This window comes from Endozoicomonas sp. 2B-B (assembly GCF_053470045.1).
Map to the genome: position 1 here is coordinate 3,893,674 of NZ_JBLZMU010000001.1, position 20,186 is coordinate 3,913,859.

Annotated in this window: 11 protein-coding genes, 4 tRNA genes and 1 pseudogene; 2 read left to right on the forward strand and 14 right to left on the reverse strand. The window is 45.0% G+C overall.

Annotated elements, in window-relative coordinates; genetic code table 11:
• Positions 1-55: 55 nt before the first annotated feature.
• Entirely contained in the window at positions 56-976 is a 921-nt protein-coding gene (locus ACOMHB_RS14820; protein ID WP_448217198.1) for a hypothetical protein, read from the forward strand.
• Positions 977-1,198: 222 nt separating this feature from the next.
• Here the strand turns inward: ACOMHB_RS14820 and ACOMHB_RS14825 are convergent, their stop codons facing one another.
• From ACOMHB_RS14825 to ACOMHB_RS14870, 10 genes and pseudogenes are all read right to left on the reverse strand, one after another.
• A complete protein-coding gene (locus ACOMHB_RS14825; RefSeq protein WP_448217199.1) occupies positions 1,199-3,106 on the reverse strand; it encodes a SurA N-terminal domain-containing protein in 1,908 nt (635 codons plus the stop codon).
• A 338-nt stretch (positions 3,107-3,444) separates the two neighbouring features.
• Positions 3,445-3,723: pseudogene (locus ACOMHB_RS14830) on the reverse strand (HU family DNA-binding protein); the annotation flags it as partial.
• Positions 3,724-4,253: 530 nt separating this feature from the next.
• Complete coding sequence (lon, locus tag ACOMHB_RS14835; protein WP_448217200.1) at positions 4,254-6,671, reverse strand: endopeptidase La; 2,418 nt, start codon at positions 6,669-6,671, stop codon at positions 4,254-4,256.
• A gap of 537 nt (positions 6,672-7,208) precedes the next feature.
• Positions 7,209-8,498, reverse strand: coding sequence for an ATP-dependent Clp protease ATP-binding subunit ClpX (gene clpX, locus ACOMHB_RS14840; RefSeq protein WP_448217201.1), 1,290 nt, complete (start codon positions 8,496-8,498; stop codon positions 7,209-7,211).
• 327 nt (positions 8,499-8,825) lie between these two features.
• On the reverse strand, positions 8,826-9,464 hold the full coding sequence (clpP, locus tag ACOMHB_RS14845) for an ATP-dependent Clp endopeptidase proteolytic subunit ClpP (RefSeq protein WP_422133927.1): 639 nt from the start codon (positions 9,462-9,464) through the stop codon (positions 8,826-8,828).
• 164 nt (positions 9,465-9,628) lie between these two features.
• The gene (gene tig / locus ACOMHB_RS14850) at positions 9,629-10,987 is read right to left on the reverse strand and encodes a trigger factor (protein WP_422133928.1); all 1,359 of its coding nucleotides are present in this window, start codon (positions 10,985-10,987) and stop codon (positions 9,629-9,631) included.
• Positions 10,988-11,217: 230 nt separating this feature from the next.
• Positions 11,218-11,302: transfer RNA gene (locus ACOMHB_RS14855), tRNA-Leu, on the reverse strand.
• Between the two features lie 70 nt (positions 11,303-11,372).
• A tRNA-His gene (locus ACOMHB_RS14860) sits at positions 11,373-11,448 on the reverse strand.
• Between the two features lie 33 nt (positions 11,449-11,481).
• Positions 11,482-11,558 (reverse strand) — tRNA-Arg (locus ACOMHB_RS14865).
• A gap of 54 nt (positions 11,559-11,612) precedes the next feature.
• Positions 11,613-11,689: transfer RNA gene (locus tag ACOMHB_RS14870), tRNA-Pro, on the reverse strand.
• 359 nt (positions 11,690-12,048) lie between these two features.
• Here ACOMHB_RS14870 and folD point away from each other — a divergent pair.
• Entirely contained in the window at positions 12,049-12,903 is an 855-nt protein-coding gene (gene folD / locus ACOMHB_RS14875) for a bifunctional methylenetetrahydrofolate dehydrogenase/methenyltetrahydrofolate cyclohydrolase FolD (protein WP_422133929.1), read from the forward strand.
• Between the two features lie 91 nt (positions 12,904-12,994).
• Here the strand turns inward: folD and ACOMHB_RS14880 are convergent, their stop codons facing one another.
• The 4 genes from ACOMHB_RS14880 to ACOMHB_RS14895 form a co-directional block, all read right to left on the reverse strand.
• Entirely contained in the window at positions 12,995-14,098 is a 1,104-nt protein-coding gene (locus ACOMHB_RS14880) for a hypothetical protein (protein WP_448217202.1), read from the reverse strand.
• 170 nt (positions 14,099-14,268) lie between these two features.
• On the reverse strand, positions 14,269-15,372 hold the full coding sequence (locus ACOMHB_RS14885) for a hypothetical protein (RefSeq protein WP_448217203.1): 1,104 nt from the start codon (positions 15,370-15,372) through the stop codon (positions 14,269-14,271).
• A 163-nt stretch (positions 15,373-15,535) separates the two neighbouring features.
• Positions 15,536-16,663: a hypothetical protein gene (locus tag ACOMHB_RS14890; RefSeq protein ID WP_448217204.1), complete on the reverse strand. Its 1,128-nt coding sequence runs from the start codon at positions 16,661-16,663 to the stop codon at positions 15,536-15,538.
• A 211-nt stretch (positions 16,664-16,874) separates the two neighbouring features.
• Positions 16,875-19,892, reverse strand: a complete 3,018-nt coding sequence (locus tag ACOMHB_RS14895; RefSeq protein WP_448217205.1) for a hypothetical protein — start codon at positions 19,890-19,892, stop codon at positions 16,875-16,877.
• Between the last annotated feature and the right edge of the window lie 294 nt (positions 19,893-20,186).

Below are 20,186 nucleotides of genomic sequence, written 5' to 3' on the forward strand. Positions count from 1 at the left end.
AAAAGACAAAAACGACTCTACCTTAAATGAAATTTCTAATGCATAGGTTGAGTCCATGAAAACAACCTCTCACTCTACGATAAAGCTGTTTTATATAATATCGTTTCTCTTGGCTTTAGCCTCTTCCGAGCGTTCTTATTCATTTGAATTTAACTATAGATATTCAACTTCTGAATATAGATATTCAACTTCTGAAACAGGGGCACAACTTACCGTTGTAAGTAATGGCGTTCAAACAACATACCATGGCTGGCGAGCAACAATCAGATCAATTCCAACACTGGCAGGTGTTAGTATTTTAATAGGCGGCACTTTTCTTACCATTGGTGCAGCAACAGCAGTCACAGGCATTTCAATTGCAGCCCTTCCTGTAACTATCCTCTATGGCTGTGGTAGAGGATTATCCTTAGCATTACGAGCAACCAGGAATCTAAGATTCCCGCCACCAGGAGCAAATGCTGAATTAGACGTACCATCAGAATTCAGTGTCAATTCATCATTAGTGGTTCCAATCAATGAAGCTATTCGGATGAACGAGGAGGATTTGTCTATCTTGATTGATAATGTAGAGCAGCAAGACACTTACATTAATAGACAGGAAGACATTGCCAAGATTATTAATTATTCAGGAGCATCATCTACAATTTATTCAACATTCGATCAACTTTCCAGACAAACCAAATCAGCTCAAATAAAAAATTATCTTGTATTACTAACAGTAGAAAAAAACTCTAAAGAAAACATACCACGAGGGCTAACCAGGCATGATGTAGATTCAATGCTGTCAAACAGAACATTCCTATATCATGCATCAGAAACTGATTTAATTGAACATAACGAAAGCATTACACATTGCCTGTTGGACAATATCAAGCGTTATTCAATTAATATATCTAAAGAGCAATTCGAAGGCTGCTTTTTATACTTCATGATGAGTGATCATACGGCTAGAATAATTTTTGTACCATTTTCTTAACAAAGTCACCTGGACCAGTTTTGTCTTTTCCGGATGCAATGTCAGACCACAGTCTTTTAAACGTTGTATGACCTGCTCCGACGGAGATTCCGCTTTCTGTTTGGTACGAAAATGGGTAGTCGCCACCATGCGGACCGGAACAGCGCCATACTCGGCCAGAAAAAATAAACCCCAATAAAAACCGGGGTTTATGGCTGCCATTCGGATTGGGCTAACCTGAGATCACTCTTCTTGTTTAGTGATCTTAACCTTTGCGGTTTCCTTCAGGCTCTTGAGGTACTCGGTAAAGAGGTTACGTCCATTACCGTTAGCGATGTAGCTCGCCATCATTCGATTACTGGCGGTATCTGCCTCGAGTGGCTTACCTTCAACTACTTTACTAAGGGCAACAACAGCGATATCACCATTGGACAATTCGACTGAAGCATAGCTCGACTTCCCGTCTTCAGGATGAGGCATTTTGAAAGATTCAATCAGAAGGGGTTGAGGAACGCCCTGCTCTCTTCTGGCAATCGTCTTTGCCTCAGTCCAGTTCAGACCCTCAGATTCAGCTACCTGCTTAACCGTGTCGCCGGCTACCAGTTTCGCCTGCAGAGCTTCTGCCCTCTTGACCAGCTGCTCTCGTGCTTCTTCAATCTTGAGAGCCTGTACAATGCTGTCCTGCACTTCAGCCATAGGACGCAATTCTGGTTTAAGGTGCTTTTTAACTCTAAGAACCATGGCCTTTTCTGGAGACAGCTCAATCAGTTCACTGTTGGCACCCAGTTCAAGCACATCATCACTGAAGGCAGCTGCAATAACTTTAGCGTTTGAAGTTACATCGGTGCTTCCACCCTGGCGAGTAAAAGGACCTGCCGTCTGGATGGTCAGGCCCAGCTGTTCTGCCGGTTGGGCCAGATCAGATGCTTCGAAGCTGATATCCGCCAGCTTACGGGTTTTTTCCAGATAAATGGTTTCGGCTTCCTGAGCCTTAAGCCCGGTAGCAATTTCATCTTTCAGTTCATCAAAGCTCGAAATGACGGGCTTCTCGCGAGAAGTTAATTTGATGATCTGGACTCCAAAGTCAGTTTCAACTGGCCTGGAAACCTGTCCTGGCTCAAGAGAGGCCACCGTTTCATCAAAAGTATCACCAAAGATGCCTGGTTGAACCTGCCCCATATCACCGCCTTTGGCAGAGGTTACGGGATCGTCCGAGTACTCTTCTGCCAGCCTGGCAAAAGCTTCACCCGCCTTCAGCCTGGACTCTACTTCTGCAGCAATTTTACGAGCTTCTTCCAGTGAGCGCTGATCACCGGTCTGAATCAAAATAGTGGACACTGTTTGTGTATCAGCGGCATTCTCTTCGATGTCCTGGAGTCGACGCTGGTATTCATCTTTGACAGCCTGCTCATCGACTTCAAGATCCTCAACCATGGAAGCCCTATCCATTTCTACGAAACTGATCTCAACCTGCTCTGATGTCATGTACTGATCACGGTGGGCTTCGTAGTAGGATTTAACCTGATCTTCAGTCGGTTCAATACTGTCACGAACTTTTGCAACATCCAGTGTCAGCCAGGTTATCTCACGCTTCTGGCTTTCCAGGGCAGTCAGCCTGTTAATCTCTGACTGGGTGACAAACTCGGAACCTGCAACACCGGCCTGAATTTGCTGCAAAACTGTTTCGTCACTCAAAAGCACACGGAACTGAGCTGGAGACATACCCAAACTGCGGACCATCATCATGAAGCGATCCTGGTCGAATTTACCGTCCTGTTGAAATTCAGGCATACGAACGATCATGGCATCCAGTTCTTTCTGACCTAAACCCATACCACCATTTTTGGCTTCCTGCAGCAGCAGACTGCGATCAATCAGAGATTGAAGAACAGACTCCCTGAGTTGTTTTTCATCAATCAGGGATGGATCAAACTGATCACCCATCTGCTGAATAAGCATTCTTCTCTGTTGCTCCAGCGACTGTGTCAACTGGGCACGGGTGATATCTTCACCGTTAACGCTAGCAACGTTAGGATTATTAGGATTCGGCGCCAGTGTTTCCAGGCCGGTAATCGCCATCATAAAAGCAATGATGCCGACAACAACAAATGTTACCCAGCTCTTTGCCTTATCCCTCATTGATTGGAGCATACTAACCTCAGGTTCCGGGCTCGCTTTAGCTTTATATTCATAGAGACACGAACCTGATGTTCGAGCCCTGTTACGATGACATCACTTACCTCTCTGTAAGCTCTTGAGAATGAGCTCTTGAGACGTAGTGTCAGGTGCTGCTGGTATGACCTTTATCCCCTGACCCGTAAAACGGAGTTTCAGAATTTCAGGCTTCACCAACAAAAAAAGCGCATCTTAAGATGCGCCTTTTCGGAAAGCAGCAAAAAATTAACAGCCTTTTTGAAAACAACTGCAGATTCTTGCCACAGTTCCTTTGTGGTTTGTTGAAGTCTCAGGACTTCATCCCAGGCGCGCTATCAGCTGTTAACCGCATCCTTAAGAGCTTTACCAGCCTTGAAGCTAGGGATCTTGGAAGCGGCAATCTCAATAGGCTCACCGGTTTGAGGGTTACGGCCAGTTCGAGCCGCACGCTCTTTAACAGCGAATGTACCAAAACCAACCAGGACGACCTGTTCACCATCTTTAAGTGCATTGGTGACAGAGTTAATCATGGCGTCCAGGGCACGACCAGCGGCAGCCTTGGGAAGGTCAGCAGATGCCGCAATTGCTTCAATCAGCTCGGACTTGTTCACTCTATTCCCCTTCTTTGTACGATGCTTTTATAGCCAAAAATAGCTATAACCAAAAATAGCTTGTTGGTACTGAAGACAGTCTGACTGCCCCAGATACCATACCTGACGGGTGCTTTGCTATGCTGCGTGATTTTAGCTGAAAACTCAAGCGATAGCGCAGGTTACCCGGTAATTTCTGCCGTTTTCTGCCTAATCTGATCGTATGTTCCAATCAAACAGTTAACAACAGCTCCCCGTTTATTACAGAACGGCCACAACGACTTCGAAATACCCTCTGACTTTCCATCTGAAAGAATTGAACAGGGCAAAAAAGCGAAACAGCATCAAACGAGTTGCAGATTGTATCCGAAACGGATAATTCTCAGGCTCCTAAAACCCACAAGAGCCTACTTAACAGCAGACGCTGTTTATACCAATGCCTTATGGGAACTGTCAACAGCGGCAACAACCGCCAATACTGCCTCTGCGCACTAACTCCAAAAAAAAGGCCAGTACTTTTGTACCAGCCTGTTGTTTTAATAGGATCAGTATGCTCAATGGGTCTTGATTAAACGTCTCCTACCAGATGCAGCCTCGGTTTCAAGATCCTTAATCGGCTCTTCATTGTCAGCAGTTGGCATATACTGCAAGGCAATCTCCAGCACTTCATCAATCCACTTCACCGGCACGATCGTAAGGTCTTCCTTGATATTCTCCGGAATCTCTTTCAGATCCCGGCGATTCTCTTCCGGAATAACGACCGTCTTGATACCACCTCGATGTGCCGCCAAAAGCTTCTCTTTCAAACCACCAATGGCCAGCACCTGCCCTCTCAGAGTGATTTCCCCGGTCATGGCAACATCGGCCTTGACTGGAATATCAGTCAGTACAGAAACCAGAGCTGTGCACATGCCGATACCGGCACTTGGGCCATCCTTGGGCGTAGCTCCCTCAGGAACGTGAATGTGCAGATCATTCTTCTGGTGGAAATCCTGAGGAATTCCCAGTGAATGGGCTCTGCTACGAACGACAGTCAGGGCAGCCTGGATAGACTCCTGCATAACATCCCCAAGAGAACCCGTCTTGGTAATCTGCCCTTTCCCAGGCACCGCCATTGACTCAATAGTCAGCAGCTCACCGCCAACCTGGGTCCAGGCCAGTCCGGTTACCTGACCCACCTGATCCTGATCTTCCGCCTTACCAAAGCTGAACTTGCGAACCCCCAGGAAATATTCCAGTGATTCAGGGGTCACTGTATCGTAACGCTCTTGAGCAGAAAGTGCTTCATCCTTAACCGCCTTACGGCAAATTTTGGCAATTTCCCTTTCCAGCCCCCGGACGCCTGCTTCCCGAGTGAAGTAACGGATGACATCACGTATGGCGTCTTCCTCAAACTCCAGCTCACCAGCCTTGAGACCACTGTTCTTGATCTGCTTGGTGACGAGATAACGCTGGGCAATATTCACTTTTTCATCTTCGGTGTAACCCGGAATCCGGATCACTTCCATACGATCCAGCAGTGGTGCCGGGATATCCATGGAGTTGGAGGTACAAACAAACATGACATCAGAGAGGTCATAGTCCACTTCCAGATAGTGATCGTTGAATGAGTTGTTCTGCTCGGGATCCAGTACCTCCAACAAAGCTGAAGAAGGATCGCCCCTCATATCAGAACCCATCTTGTCAATTTCATCCAACAGGAAAAGCGGGTTACGCACTTCGGACTTGGCCATTTTCTGTATCAGCTTGCCGGGCATGGAACCAATATAGGTTCTTCTGTGGCCACGGATCTCCGCTTCATCACGAACACCACCGAGAGCCATACGAACAAACTTACGATTAGTAGCCCTGGCAATCGACTCGCCCAAAGAGGTTTTACCAACACCGGGAGGTCCCACCAGACACAGAACAGGACCTTTTATCTTGCGAACACGTTTCTGTACTGCCAGGTATTCCAGAATACGCTCCTTCACCTCTTCCAGACCATAGTGTTCTGCTTCAAGAATATCCTGAGCACGCCTCATGTCATGACGAACTTTGCTGCGCTTTTTCCAGGGTACAGCAATCATCCAGTCGATATAACCACGGACCACAGTCGCTTCAGCGGACATTGGCGACATCATCTTGAGCTTGCTGAGCTCTGCTATGGCCTTCTCTTTCGCCTCGACAGGCATACCTGCATCATCAATCTTCTGTTTCAGCTCTTCCAACTCATTAGGCGTCTCATCCATATCACCCAATTCTTTCTGGATAGCCTTCATCTGCTCATTCAGATAGTACTCACGCTGACTGCGCTCCATCTGTTTTTTGACACGGCCACGAATCTTCTTTTCAACCTGCAGAAAATCCAACTCACCCTGCATAATACCGATCAGGTATTCCAGCCGCTCACCCAAATCTTCGACTTCAAGCACTTTCTGCTTGTCCTCAATCTTCATGGGCATGTGAGCGGCGACAGTGTCAACCAGCTTGGAGGGCACATTGATTCCTGTCAGGGACGTCAGTACATCAGAAGGCACTTTCTTGCTCAGTTGAACATACTGTTCAAACTGGGACATTAATGACCGGGTCAGAACTTCCGACTCGCGCTCACTGACTTCCTGCTCAATGAATTCCTGAACTTCCGCCGTAACATAATCATTACTTTCATCCAAACGATTGATAGTGACACGGCCCTCACCTTCAACCAAAACTTTGACGGTACCATCGGGTAACTTTAGAAGCTGTAAAATGCTGGCAAGTGTGCCCACCTGAAAAATATCGTCTACGACCGGATCATCGACCTGGGCATTTTTCTGGGCCACCAAAAGAATCTTCTTATCTTGCTCCATGGCAAGGTCAAGGGCCTGTATGGATTTCTCACGCCCGACAAAAAGCGGTATCACCATGTGCGGATACACCACCACATCCCTGAGAGGCAGCAATGGCAGCTCAAAGGGCTCTGACAGATGCAAAGTATCGTTTTTATCCATGACTCAGTCCCCTTACGGCATTTCTACTTACATGACTCCGGTATTATAATGTTCCGGAACGGCTCACAACGGGCAACATCCTGTAAACGTGCAGCACCGTTGGCTTAAGGTTTAAGATGCTTCTTTTTTGCGGAAATTACAATAGTGTTTATTGCTTCCAACTGTGGTAGATTTTCATGATTGAGAAGCTTATCTTCGCAACTTCTTTCGATCAATTCTCTATACGGCCACTGATCTGATTTTTTACAAGACTCTCTACCCACCCGGCAAGTAAAATTTATAGACCTTAGTACCACAATAACGCTGACCAAATTCGTTAATGTAACAGTTTTTGAAGTCTGTCAAGAGCAATGTATCTCTTGTATTTTTCTGTCATCCCCATCAGAGCTGGGCCTATGTAATCCAACACTGAAAAAATAAAGCAATAAGCGTTTTACCAGAATCCCGCTATTTTGGTCGGTTGTGGATTTGCTCCTGGGAAAAAGAAACCCTGCCATTTGACAGGGTTCCCGGTTCTGTAAAAATGCGAACTTATAGTCAACTGTCGTCAGATGCTGCCATCTGTGCTCCAGTGTTTTCATAAATCATCAGCGGTTCAGACTTGCCTTCAATCACGGAAGCGTCAATGACCACTTTGGAAACCGTCCTCTCTGACGGTATGTCGTACATGGAGTCCAGCAAAACACCTTCGAGAATGGACCTTAGACCACGGGCACCCGTCTTTCGTTCCATAGCTTTCTTAGCCACTGCACGCAGAGCGTCTTCACGGAAGTCGACATCGACATCTTCCATTTCGAAGAGCTTTGAATACTGCTTGGTCAGAGCATTCTTTGGTTCGGTCAGAATCTGAACCAGAGCAGCTTCATCCAGTTCTTCCAGCGTGGCAATCACTGGCAGACGACCAATAAACTCCGGAATCAGACCAAACTTAACCAGATCTTCCGGTTCAACCTCATTAAAGATTTCACTCAGATCCTTCTTGCTATCCTTGCTCTTCACTTCCGCCGAGAAACCAATACCACCTTTATCAGTGCGGTCCCGAATCACTTTATCCAGACCGGCAAAGGCACCACCACAGATAAACAGGATATTGGAGGTATCTACCTGCAGGAACTCCTGCTGAGGATGCTTGCGACCACCTTGTGGCGGAACAGAAGCAACGGTACCTTCAATCAACTTGAGCAGGGCTTGCTGAACACCTTCACCGGATACATCACGGGTAATTGAGGGGTTGTCAGACTTTCTGGAAATCTTGTCAATTTCATCAATATAAACAATGCCCACCTGGGCCTTCTCTACATCGTAGTCACACTTCTGTAGCAGCTTCTGGATGATATTTTCAACATCTTCACCCACATAACCTGCTTCGGTCAGAGTGGTGGCATCGGCAATAGTAAAGGGCACATTTAGCAGCCTTGCCAGTGTCTCGGCCAGCAATGTCTTACCACTGCCGGTAGGCCCGAGCAGCATGATATTACTCTTGCCCAGCTCTACATCATCTTTTTTCTTATCGCCATATCGCAGGCGCTTGTAGTGGTTGTATACAGCAACCGACAACACTTTCTTAGCGCGCGGTTGACCGATCACATATTCGTCGAGAATATCCTTGATTTCCCGGGGTGTCGGCAGCTTGTCAGAGGAAGTCTCTGTTTCACTGTCCTGAATTTCTTCACGGATGATGTCGTTGCACAGATCAACACACTCATCGCAAATAAATACGGAAGGGCCGGCAATGAGCTTGCGCACCTCATGCTGACTTTTTCCGCAGAAAGAGCAGTACAGCAACTTGCCGTTATCTTCACCCTTGCCGCTAGTTTCGTCGGTCATTCGATTACCTGTTGGAGGAACAACACCTGTCATAAAAAACAAGATGCAGGCATTGGGACGTATTTTCAAGTGTCAAACAGGAGAAATTACAGAAAAATAGTCTACGAGAGGTTAGTCAGACCTATTTTTCATGCCTCAGGCAGAAACTGTCATGGATTCAATTTACTCCGTCACATTGGGGCAATCTGTTACCAATACTGAGACTGCCTCCACAAAAGCACTCACTGTCCACCTTTGCCTGATTTTAATCTGTTTCTGCCAGATGGTACTCGGGAGTCTGAACAAGAATAGACAGCTCGAGGCTATTTTCGTTCAAACTCCACGCTTTTACTTGTCAGTCGGAATGCGACTACTCAGAACCTTGTCAATCAGGCCGTATTCCATTGCCTGTTCGGCACTCATGAAGTTATCACGGTCAGTATCTTTCTCAACCACTTCCATGGGCTGCCCGGTATGCTTGGCCAGCACATGATTCAAACGTTCCTTGATGGTCATGATTTCCTGGGCGTGAATAGCAATATCAGACGCCTGTCCCTGAAAACCACCCAGCGGCTGATGAATCATCACTCTGGAGTGAGGCAGTGCATAACGTTTTCCGTTAGCACCTGCCGCCAGAAGCAGTGAGCCCATGCTACAGGCCTGCCCGATACACATGGTTGAAACATCCGGTTTAATAAACTGCATGGTGTCGTAAATAGACATACCGGCAGTAACCGAGCCACCCGGAGAATTGATATAGAGATGGATATCCTTGTCTGGATTCTCTGACTCAAGAAACAGTAGCTGAGCCACAACCAGATTGGCCATGTGATCCTCAACCTGACCCACCAGGAAGATAACTCTTTCCTTGAGTAGCCTTGAGTATATGTCGTAAGAACGCTCACCTCTGGCGGACTGCTCAACGACAATTGGAACCAGGCCGGAATTGGTGATTGCCACGGATTGCGTTTCGATCAGTCTGGACATGTCCTGTCTTAACTCCTTGCCAAGTCGAAGAGGAACGACCCGCATAGAGCGGGTCGCGAAACGTGTCATGGTTTAACCACTGTAGTGATACAGTGACTAACATTATCGACGCACACAAGGCGTTAATACGGCAGCGCGCGTCAAAACCTTAGACGACGCCCTGATCAGGCCAGCTGTTCTTCGGAAGCTTCGGCTTCTTCAGCAGGAGCAGCTGGCTTGATTGCATCCTGGTAGCTGCATTCGCTATCAGAAACCTTGGCTGCTTCCAGAACAGTATCTACTACCTGCTCTTCCAGAACAACATACTTCACTTCAGAGAGCTGCTCTTCGTTGCTGTAGTACCAGTCGATAACCTGCTGTGGTGTCTGGTAAGCAGAGGCCATTTCTTCAATCATGGCGCGAACGCGATCGTCATCAACCTTGATTTCGCGCTGCTTGACGATTTCACCAATCAGCAGACCCAGAGCTACACGCTTCCTGGCATCTTTTTCAAACAGTTCAGCAGGCAACTGCCTGGGATCGAAACCACCCTGAGCACCACCAAAGCGTTGAACAGCCTGTTCACGCATGCGGTCGATTTCCTGAGTTACCAGTGGCGAAGGAACCTCAATCTCGTGAGTAGTCAGCAGACCGTCCATTACCTGATTCTTAACCTTGCTCTTTATAGCCTGACGAAGTTCACGCTCCATATTCTTGCGAACTTCAGTGCGGAAAGCTTCTTCGCCACCCCCAGCTACGCCGAAACGCTCAAAGAATGCCTCATCAAGTTCTGGCAGAGTGGCAGCCTGCACCTGGTGCACTTTGCAGGCAAACTTAACGGCTTGCCCTTTCAGCTCTTCAGCGTGGTAGTCTTCCGGGAAGGTCAGTTCCAGCGTCTTCTCTTCACCGACTGAAACACCAACCAGACCGTCTTCAAAGCCCGGAATCATCTGACCAGAGCCCAGCTCCAGAGTGGCATTCTCAGCCTTGCCGCCGTCAAACTCTTCACCGTCTTTCTCTCCTGAAGCAAAGGAACCCACGTAATCAAATACGATCTGGTCACCCAGTTCAGCAGCACGCTCTACATCTTCAAAGGTTTTGCTCTGAGCACGCAGAGTTTCTACCATTTCATCGATATCAGCATCGCAAACTTCAGCGACCGGGCGCTCAACTTCAACACCTGCGAAGTCACCCACTACAATCTCCGGATAAACCTCGAAGATGGCTACGAATTCAAAATCCTTGCCTTCTTCGTCATTCTTGGGTTCAACACGGGGCGCACCTGCAGGATTCAAATTTTCCTGGGTTATCGCTTCTACAAACGCCTGTTGCATCTGCTCACCGAGCACTTCCTGACGTGCACCCAGGCCATAGCGACGCTTAACGACCTTCATAGGCACTTTGCCGGGACGGAAACCATCCAGGCGAACACGACGAGACAGATCCTGCAGTCGCTTGTTGATTTCCCCATCGATCTTGTCGGCTGGGATTGTAATTGTCAGGCGACGCTCCAGACCGGAAGTCGTTTCTACGGAGACTTGCATTTGCGTTCCTCAATAAAACCTGAGTTGCAGTACGTATGGAACAAAGGCGCATAGACTAGCAAAAGTACTTATAGGTTGCACCCCGGATCATACAAACAGACCCCTGCCCCTCTCACGCCTCACCAGCGAGCTGGGACTGCGGACTAGTTGCAGAGAGAATGCCCGGCTCAAACAGGCTATTTTTCCAATACAAAAACGGGGATAAGCAAGCTTATCCCCGTATCGTTCACTGGTGCGGATGGAGAGACTCGAACTCTCACGCCTCGCGGCACTGGAACCTAAATCCAGCGTGTCTACCAATTCCACCACATCCGCTTACAGCACTTTACTGATGCTGCTTAACTCTTGACAAACCAAATATCGGGCTTAAACCCTTTTTTCATACTGGGGTGGACGATGGGGTTCGAACCCACGACCACCGGAATCACAATCCGGGGCTCTACCAACTGAGCTACGCCCACCAGCAATAACCGACTCTTCGAGACAGTTAATTATGGCGCGCCCGGCAGGATTCGAACCTGCGACCATCCGCTTAGAAGGCGGATGCTCTATCCAGCTGAGCTACGGGCGCATCATAAGTTATCACTCGTCTAAACATTAAGAACATTTTAACCAGTGATTAATCTGGTCGGGGTAGAGAGATTCGAACTCCCGACATCCTGCTCCCAAAGCAGGCGCGCTACCAGACTGCGCTATACCCCGAGTCATGGATAACTTTCTGTTAATCCAATGTGCTGATCGTTGCAGCGCGGCGAATATTACCCAGAAGAGAGTGTCTCGTCAACGTCGATTTAATTCAATCATCTGAGCCATCAACGAGTCGCCGGACTTGAGCTCCGCCTTGCTTCCAACGGCAAACAATCTAACACAGGAGTACCAGACTGACCAGACTCGAAACGTTCATTTTTTCAGCCGAAAACAATCACCCGGGTCATTCGGCACTCCAGGAGAACTCCATCTAATAGCTATAGGTATCTTCGACCTATTCAATTCATGAACAATAAAGAACTTCCATGATAAAATGGGCAACTCGTCCGCTTAACAGGCATCCACCAAGAACCATGACCGCTAGAATCATTGACGGCAAGGCCATTGCCGAAAAACTGAAAGATTCCATTGCTGAACGCGTCAAACAACGGATTGTACAGGGACTCAGGGTACCGGGTCTTGCTGTCGTTCTGCTGGGTGACGACCCTGCCTCCCAGGTATACGTAGGCAAAAAAAGAAGTGACTGTGAACGTGTTGGCTTTCACTCTGTTTCTCATGACCTGCCTGCTTCTACCAGCGAAGCAGACCTTTTGGGCCTTATTGACCAGCTGAATGAGGACCCGGCCATTGATGGCATCCTGGTTCAGCTGCCACTGCCAGAGCACATCAACTGCGACCCTGTATTAGAACGCATTCGTCCTGACAAAGACGTAGATGGTTTCCACCCTTATAATATTGGCCGTCTGGTTCAACGCATCCCAATGCTGCGCCCCTGCACACCAAAAGGTGTTATGACCCTGCTAGAGAGTACCGGTGAAGCCATTCGCGGCAAAAATGCAGTGATCGTTGGCGCATCCAACATCGTTGGCCGCCCCATGACCATGGAATTACTGTTGGCAGGCTGCACAACAACAACAGCTCATCGCTTTACCCACGACCTCAAAGAGGTTGTAGGCGGAGCCGAGATTCTGGTGGTTGCCGTTGGCAAACCAGGACTGGTCAAAGGTGAATGGGTTAAAGAAGGTGCAATAGTCATCGACATCGGCATTAACCGTATGGACGACGGTCGACTGGTAGGTGATATCGAGTTCGAAACGGCACAGCAGAGAGCCAGTTGGATCACGCCTGTACCAGGCGGTGTGGGCCCGATGACCGTGGCCACTCTGCTGGAAAACACACTTTACGCAGCGGAACACCTCCACGACTGACCGCGCAACGTTTGAAAAGCTCCGTTAAACAGGCCGGAGCTTCTTTACTCTGTATCAATGTCCTTATTTCGCACTTCACTTTTAACTCGCATCAGGCATCCAAACCAGATGTGTATAGTGAAAGGCTATGATCTTTTGTCAGGAGAAACAATTTGGCTAAGCGCTTGAGTTCTTTCTTTGCTCTGAACCTTTCTACAATACTTGTCGGAAAGTCCAGGCTTTTGAAAGGAAGCCCGTACAGACTCATATCCTTAGTATCTACAACTACGGACATTGGACGATCTGGGGTGTCACCGACAAACAACTGTTTTATGGGAATACCTTTTGAAGATACAAAATCGATCAAGCTCAAAAAACCGTTTTCCATACCTAAATATTGATACCAGCCACCGACAATATGACACTCGAGGCTTCTCATTTGTTGTTGATCACAAAACTTGTAAATATCTGACAGCTTTTCATATGAAAAATCAGCAGCCCCAAAATGACCAAGTAGCACTTTACTTTGAGACCCGTCAAAAAGAGCAAGACAAATGCAGGGAGCGAGAGCCGTGGTAAATATATATCGTGGCGAACCATCTGTGAACCCCAATTCATCCATATTGACTCTTAACATAGAGGTATCAGCATCCTTTAATGCCCGGGGATTATAAAAAGGGGTAAAAGGCTTCGTTTCAAGTAGCACTTCCTGACCATACAAAGTATGGACGTAGGCCTCAGGAGCAACCTTGAGCTCTACAGTTAATTGTTTCTCCTTATAGCCTTTCCGAGCAATAGGAATCAGCCTTTCCGCTCTGATTATATCAGGGATATCTGTACCTTCGAATGCATTTCCGATTAAAGCGTGATATTCACCATCTTTAAAATAGTTGTCCTGATTCACATTATTTCTTTTAGTCAAATCAAAAATAAGCCTATCTTTATTCATGCTAACAGTAATTCCTTTTTTTCCTGAAACAATATCGTGAATCTTTTTGAATAGATGACTTCTACGATCATCATCAGCAGAGTATTTTCTTAAACTGACAGGTGTTTGTTGATAACCCCTCATCCCCTGATCGCCATGGGAGATTACAGGCTCGACACTCGCAACAGAATACCCCTGATGTGTTACCTGTTCTTTTAACTGGCTATTTGAAGTGTGTTTTATAGAAGTAAAAACAAGGTCTGCATCCAGGCCTACTTTTGGGTCCATAATACAATTCCTTAAACTACTCGGCTACTTTAGCGACTTGATTTCGGCAGTCGTTCACGCTCATTACGAACAACTTTGCAACTATGTCTGACATAGTTACACCTCCAGTTTTTTTATCCTTAGCGTGCCACTAAGGGTGCCCTTTTGACTTGTATCAGTTTCAATTCACTTCAGGAATCCAAACCAGCTGTCAATAATGAAAGACTGTGTTTTTTTGTTATGAGACGCATCGTTGCCATATGCCTGAACTTTTCCTTTGTTGAATCCATTTCATAGTGGCTTACTGGAAAATCAAGTTCACAAAAAGGAAGCTTATACAAGTTCATGTCTCTGGTATCTATGACTATAGATTTTGGGCGATCTTTGGTATCTCCTACAAACATCTGGTTTATGGGTACGTCTTTTGAAGATATATAATCTATCAAAGTTAAAAAACCGTTTTTCTGACCTAGATAATTATATTGACCGCCTACAATGTGACACTCAAGGCTTTTCATTTTTTGCTCATCACAAAAATCAAAGATCTCTGATAGATTTTTGGGTGAAATACTTGTTCCACCAAAGTGACAAAGTACCACTTTATTTTGAGATTTATCAAAAAAAGCGACACAAATGCAGGGGTAAAGACCTGTAGTAAAAATGTATCGTGGTGAGCCATCGCTAAACCCCACTTCAAACGCATCTACCCTCAGCATCGAAGTATTAACGTCACTTAAAGCTTGAGAATTATAAAAAGGTGCAATTGGTAGTGTTTTAAGAGTCGTCTCTTCTCCATATAGAGTATGGACATAGGCAGTAGGAAAATGCTTAAACTCTAAAAGCATTTGATTTTCACTATCACCTTTCTGAACAACAGGAATTAGTCTTTCAGATCTAATTAAATTAGGGATATCTGTGCCATCAAATAGATGTCCTAATTTAGCATGACACCCTGAGCATGTAAAAAAGCCATCCTGATCATCAATGATTTTTTCAGTTAAATCAAAAGCAAGCCTTCCTTTATTGACGACAACAGGGATTCCGGTTTTTTCTAAAAAAACATCTTGTATGTGTTTAAAGACTTGTTTCCCAGGATGATCATAAGCGGTGTATTTTCTTAAACTGATAGGAGTTTGCTGACAGGCACTCATCCCATAGGAACCAGACGAAACCAGAGGCATAACACTCAAAACAGTATGCCCCTTATTATTTCCCTGCTCTTTAATTTGGTTGTTTGAAGTGTGATCTATGGAAGCAAACACACAGCTTTCATGCAAGCCTGTTCTTGGGTCCATATATAATTCCTCAATCTTAAATCACTCAGTTATTTTAGAGACTTTATTTCGAGAATCGTTCACTTTTATTACTAACAACATTGCAAGAAAGGCCGACAATATGCTCCAGTCTTTGAACATACTGTGTCACGAAGGCTGCCCTTTCCACTCGTTTCAGTTTAAATCAGGCATCCAGACCAGCCGTTAATAATGAAAGGCTATGATTCTTCGTTATGAGAGGCATCTTTGCTATACGCCTAAGTTTCTTTTTCGATACATACATGTCTTGGCTGCTTGCAGGAAAATCAAGATCACTAAAAGGAAGCCCATACAAGCTCATATCCCTGGTGTCTATAACTACCGATTTTGGACGGTCTTTACTATCACCAACAAACATCTGTTTTATGGGAACACCTTTTGCGGATATAAAGTCAATTAAATCTAAAAAACCGTATTTCTGACCTAGAAACTTACATTCTCCACCAACAATATGGCATTTAAGGCTTTTCATTTTCTGCTGATCGCAAAAATCAAAAATTTCTGATAGTTTTTCAGATAAAAAATCTGTACCAGCAAAGTGACAAAGTAGCACCTTATTTAGAGATTTATCAAAAAAAGCAACACAAATGCAGGGGCAAATGCCTGTAGTAAAAATGTATCGTGGCGAGCCATCTATGAACCCCACATCAAACATATCCAGCCTTAACATAGAACTATCAACATCGTTTAATGCTTCAGGATTATAAAAGGGCATAATAGATAGTGTTTTAAGTGGCGTCTCTTCTCCATAAAGAGTATGCACGTAGGCCTCAGGAAAATACTTAAACTCTAAAATGAATTGACTTTTACTATCACCTTTCAGAACAATAGGAATTAGCCTTTCAGCTCTGATTAAATCAGGAATATCCGTACCATTGAAGGCACTTGAGACTAAATAATGATATTCACCAAATTCTAAAAGCAGATCCTGTTCTTCATTGATTTTTTTAGTTAAATCAAAAACAAGCCTGTCTTTATTGATTCCAACAGTGATTCCATATTTTTTTGAAATAACATCTTGAATATGTTTAAAGACATGACTTAAAGGATGATCATAAGCGGTGTATTTTCTTAACCTGATGGAGGTTTGCTGACAGGCACTCACCCCTGGTAAATCAGAGCCGACTACAGACTCCACACTGACTAGGGTATGACCCTGATACGTTACCGGCTCTTTTGCCTGGTTATTTGGACAATTATTTGTAGCCGCAAAGGAGCCACTAGCCTCCATATTTATGTTTGAGTACATTGTATAACCCTCTAACTCTTTCATCTCAGACTATTTAAGAGTCTCAGTTTTGATATTTGTTCAATATTCTTACTAACATCTTCGCAAGAAATCCTGACAAAAACATTCAGATTCTTTATCAGATATGCCGTTTAACCCCGTGTTCTGAAGACTGTCACAAAACTACAACAACTCGTTCCCACGCTACAAGCTACAGAGCCAAAAAGCATGGGAACAAGCTGAAAAGCCAATAGTTTCAAAGACCATAACGATCCATTACTTCGCGCTTGAGATCATTTCGTTTTATTTTTTCAAGAACAAGCAGTAAGTCTTTAAAGGTAAGTCCAACTTTCCTTTTTTTCCATCGTTCCAGCATTTCCATTGCCTTTCCATCATCTTCATCGATATCATCATCAATACTCCTTAGGTTGTGATTACTAAAAACACCCGTTTGTCTGGCAAAATTCTTCCAATCTTTCCCTAGTTTAAGACCAATATTCAGCAATTCTCCCAGTGGTAAAGGAGCTTTCATAATTACCGCCTGTGGAGTGCCTGTTTTAAATGGATGATACCGCGGATGTTTCGATACATACTCAGCGGCTTGCGTTAACGGAAAAAATTCGTGATTAACTTCCCAAGACAATAGATTAGATAATTCTCTAGGTACCATACCAAAGATCAAAAACATACTACGAATGAATTCGTCTCTTTCTTCTGGCTCACTAAGCTCCAATGCCTCAACAAGCTTTTCTCTGGCTTTAAGGGTAAAATCCATCAAAAGCTCAAGTTCTTTACTGGGTAGCTCTTCAGCTAAAAGACTATGTTCAGGAAATATACCACTTAAACGATACGATAACATTGATCTTATAAGAACTAAAGCAGTAAACATACCCCTAACATCTTCACATTTTGATGATCCATCGCCAGAAACATTTAATGCTAGTCCCTGAAGTGTTTGATGATCAGGCATTTCAAGCAAATTATTTTTGTTAGATGGAGTAATAAAAGAATATTGACCTTGGCTCGAATAGCCCCACATAATAATGTCAAACCCTTGGCCATCAATAACCGGAAAACCAAAAATATACTTAGCATAAACATCTCTGCCTAATTTATTTAACATTTCTATTGTTTTAAATCCCGACGGAACAGTTTCTTCTTGTAGTAGACGCCCCGTCTTTTTAAAAAACTGATAAATAGAATTAATTAGCACCACTTTCTTTTCGCGAACTAACCCTGAATAAAAAACTTGGTCTGAGTCATCAGATATCAAAAGATTATTATCCACCAGGCTGTTCAGCAATTCGTTTTTGAATCGCACCAGCGCAACTTCGTCTATATATACATTTCTATATAATGCAAGCGCTATAATAATTCTCGTCACCTCGAGATGCTCTTCGACTCCCTGCGATGTTGCCAACTCACCAACATATAAAATAAGATCATAAAGTGATATATTATTCTCTACAAAACTAATCCATTTCGAATGAAAATCACTAAGAGTATTTTTGTCTGAAAAAAAACTATGAGTTAAAAGATTATAAATTTCTGGAAAAATATAGTGATGATTAGTGTGAAAAAGATTTGCTCTCCGCCTATCATTTAATTTCAAACTTTTGAACCATTGGAACACCTCGATTGCTGAAGCATCAGCATCTTTTGTTCCTGACACCGGTATTTCTCTATCTTGTCTAGTGGCAAGAGGCTGTTCTTCAGTCGCCTCCTGTTCTAGCACATTGATTCCTGATTCTGGCATTTTCCTAACTCCTCCTACTAAAGGAAGCAGTTTTTTAGTCGGTTCCTGCTCAAGTGCACTGGATTCACGATCCAGACATTCTTTACATTTATTGAAAGCTAATACCGGTTTATTACAATTTTGGCATAACCCATTGTTTGAAGATCCACCTGACCCATCGTCGCCCCCACTCCCATTTCCACCTCGGCTACCTTGACTTTCACGACCATTGTCTTGTTTAAACCGGGTATTGGCAGGTGGGGTTTCACTAAGGTCGGCCATTTGTTTTTCAGCCTCACTGCTTCCCCCGGAGTGGCTGATCCCAGTGGGGACATGGCCCGGAAAAACGGTCACGCTGCGTAATTGTTTGGGACTTAAAATAAACTCGTGCTGTGCATAACGACGATAGTCTTCCGTTTGTAACGGCTGTGCCGGTTGACTGCTCAGGAAATGCTCAAATGCAGCTTCCGGATTATCGGGATTTTTGGACAATGCCAGAAAAAGCCCTGAACTCCTTTCAAGATTTGCACCCCTTATCTTATTCCAAAGTTCCTGCGAAATAATAATCACCTGCTCATTCCAACCCCGTTTGATTTTGAGCACAATCCGGGTATCCCAAATTTGTTTTTTTACGGTCTGCCCGCCGGCGACAGGCACCAGGATCATTCTACTGACCGGCTGACTCGTTAATTCAAAAGAGTAAAGGGGAGCCATCCCATTTCCTGGCTTTTTCTTGAATAAATCACCTAAATCATCGCCACCACCAAAACCGCCACCACCAGAGCTTATGTAAGGCTCGCTGTTATCGGCAGTCTCAGAGGTTCCGGGTATTGCAAAAGGCCCACTGAAACGGCTGCTGCCATCAGGCTTACCAGGCCCATTTTGTACAGGTTGTTTATTACGGTAAAAAATATCGACAAATGATGCTTTTTTGCTATCAGATGCGTTGCTGCCCGATGACGACTTTAAAACAGCGTTTTCTGAAAGAATACCGCTACATTCCGGTTCAATAACCCATCCATTACCATTGTCTTCGATGGCCAGAACCAAAGACTGATTACCTGCCGGTAAACGCCATCTGGCCGAGTACTCATGCTGCCGGAAACCACTGTCTTGTGCCGATTCGACCCGTCTCATTCTCCCATTTTGTATATCCATCATACCCTGATCCGTTAGAGGTTTTTTAATGACAGGAGGGGAGGGAAAATTTCCTGTCGATAATGCAGGAGGCGTCCTGAAACAAAAATTAAACAGGTCACCCGGTTGGCTATCGAGGATGATGTAAAGCTGATTTTTCTCCAGTTCAGAAACTGTTTTACCGCTCTCTTCAAGCGTCTTGCGATCATAAGTAAGAAGGAGGGGCGGATTGCTCCCTATAAACGACAGTTTGTTAATCTCTCCTGATGCCTCACCCCACTTCTCAGTGTCTTTGGGAGAACTCCCCCAATCTGGCCAACTCAACAGGCTGGTATAAGCAGAACTGTGACCTGCAAGTGGCAAAATAAAAGACAGGATGAACGACAGAAACAAGCGAGTCATAGCGAAAATCCTTGCCGTTTTCATAGTGAGTTTTGCCTACAAATTTTATTGAGGAGGGATAACAATAGACCCTAAATTTGAAGTTGTTTTATCTATTCCCATCTTTTCTGATATTTCTCGAAAAAACCTTTAAAATTCGCAGCCAAACTACTATTAAACGTCGCCATCACTTTGCCCCTAAACTAACAAAATCAATGTTGTTGCTTGACGGCTCAGGCAGTACCTGAATCAGTCAAAACAGGCTGCTGCGGGTTCGAGTAATGGGATCTCCTGCTACAGCAGTAATAATCGGAA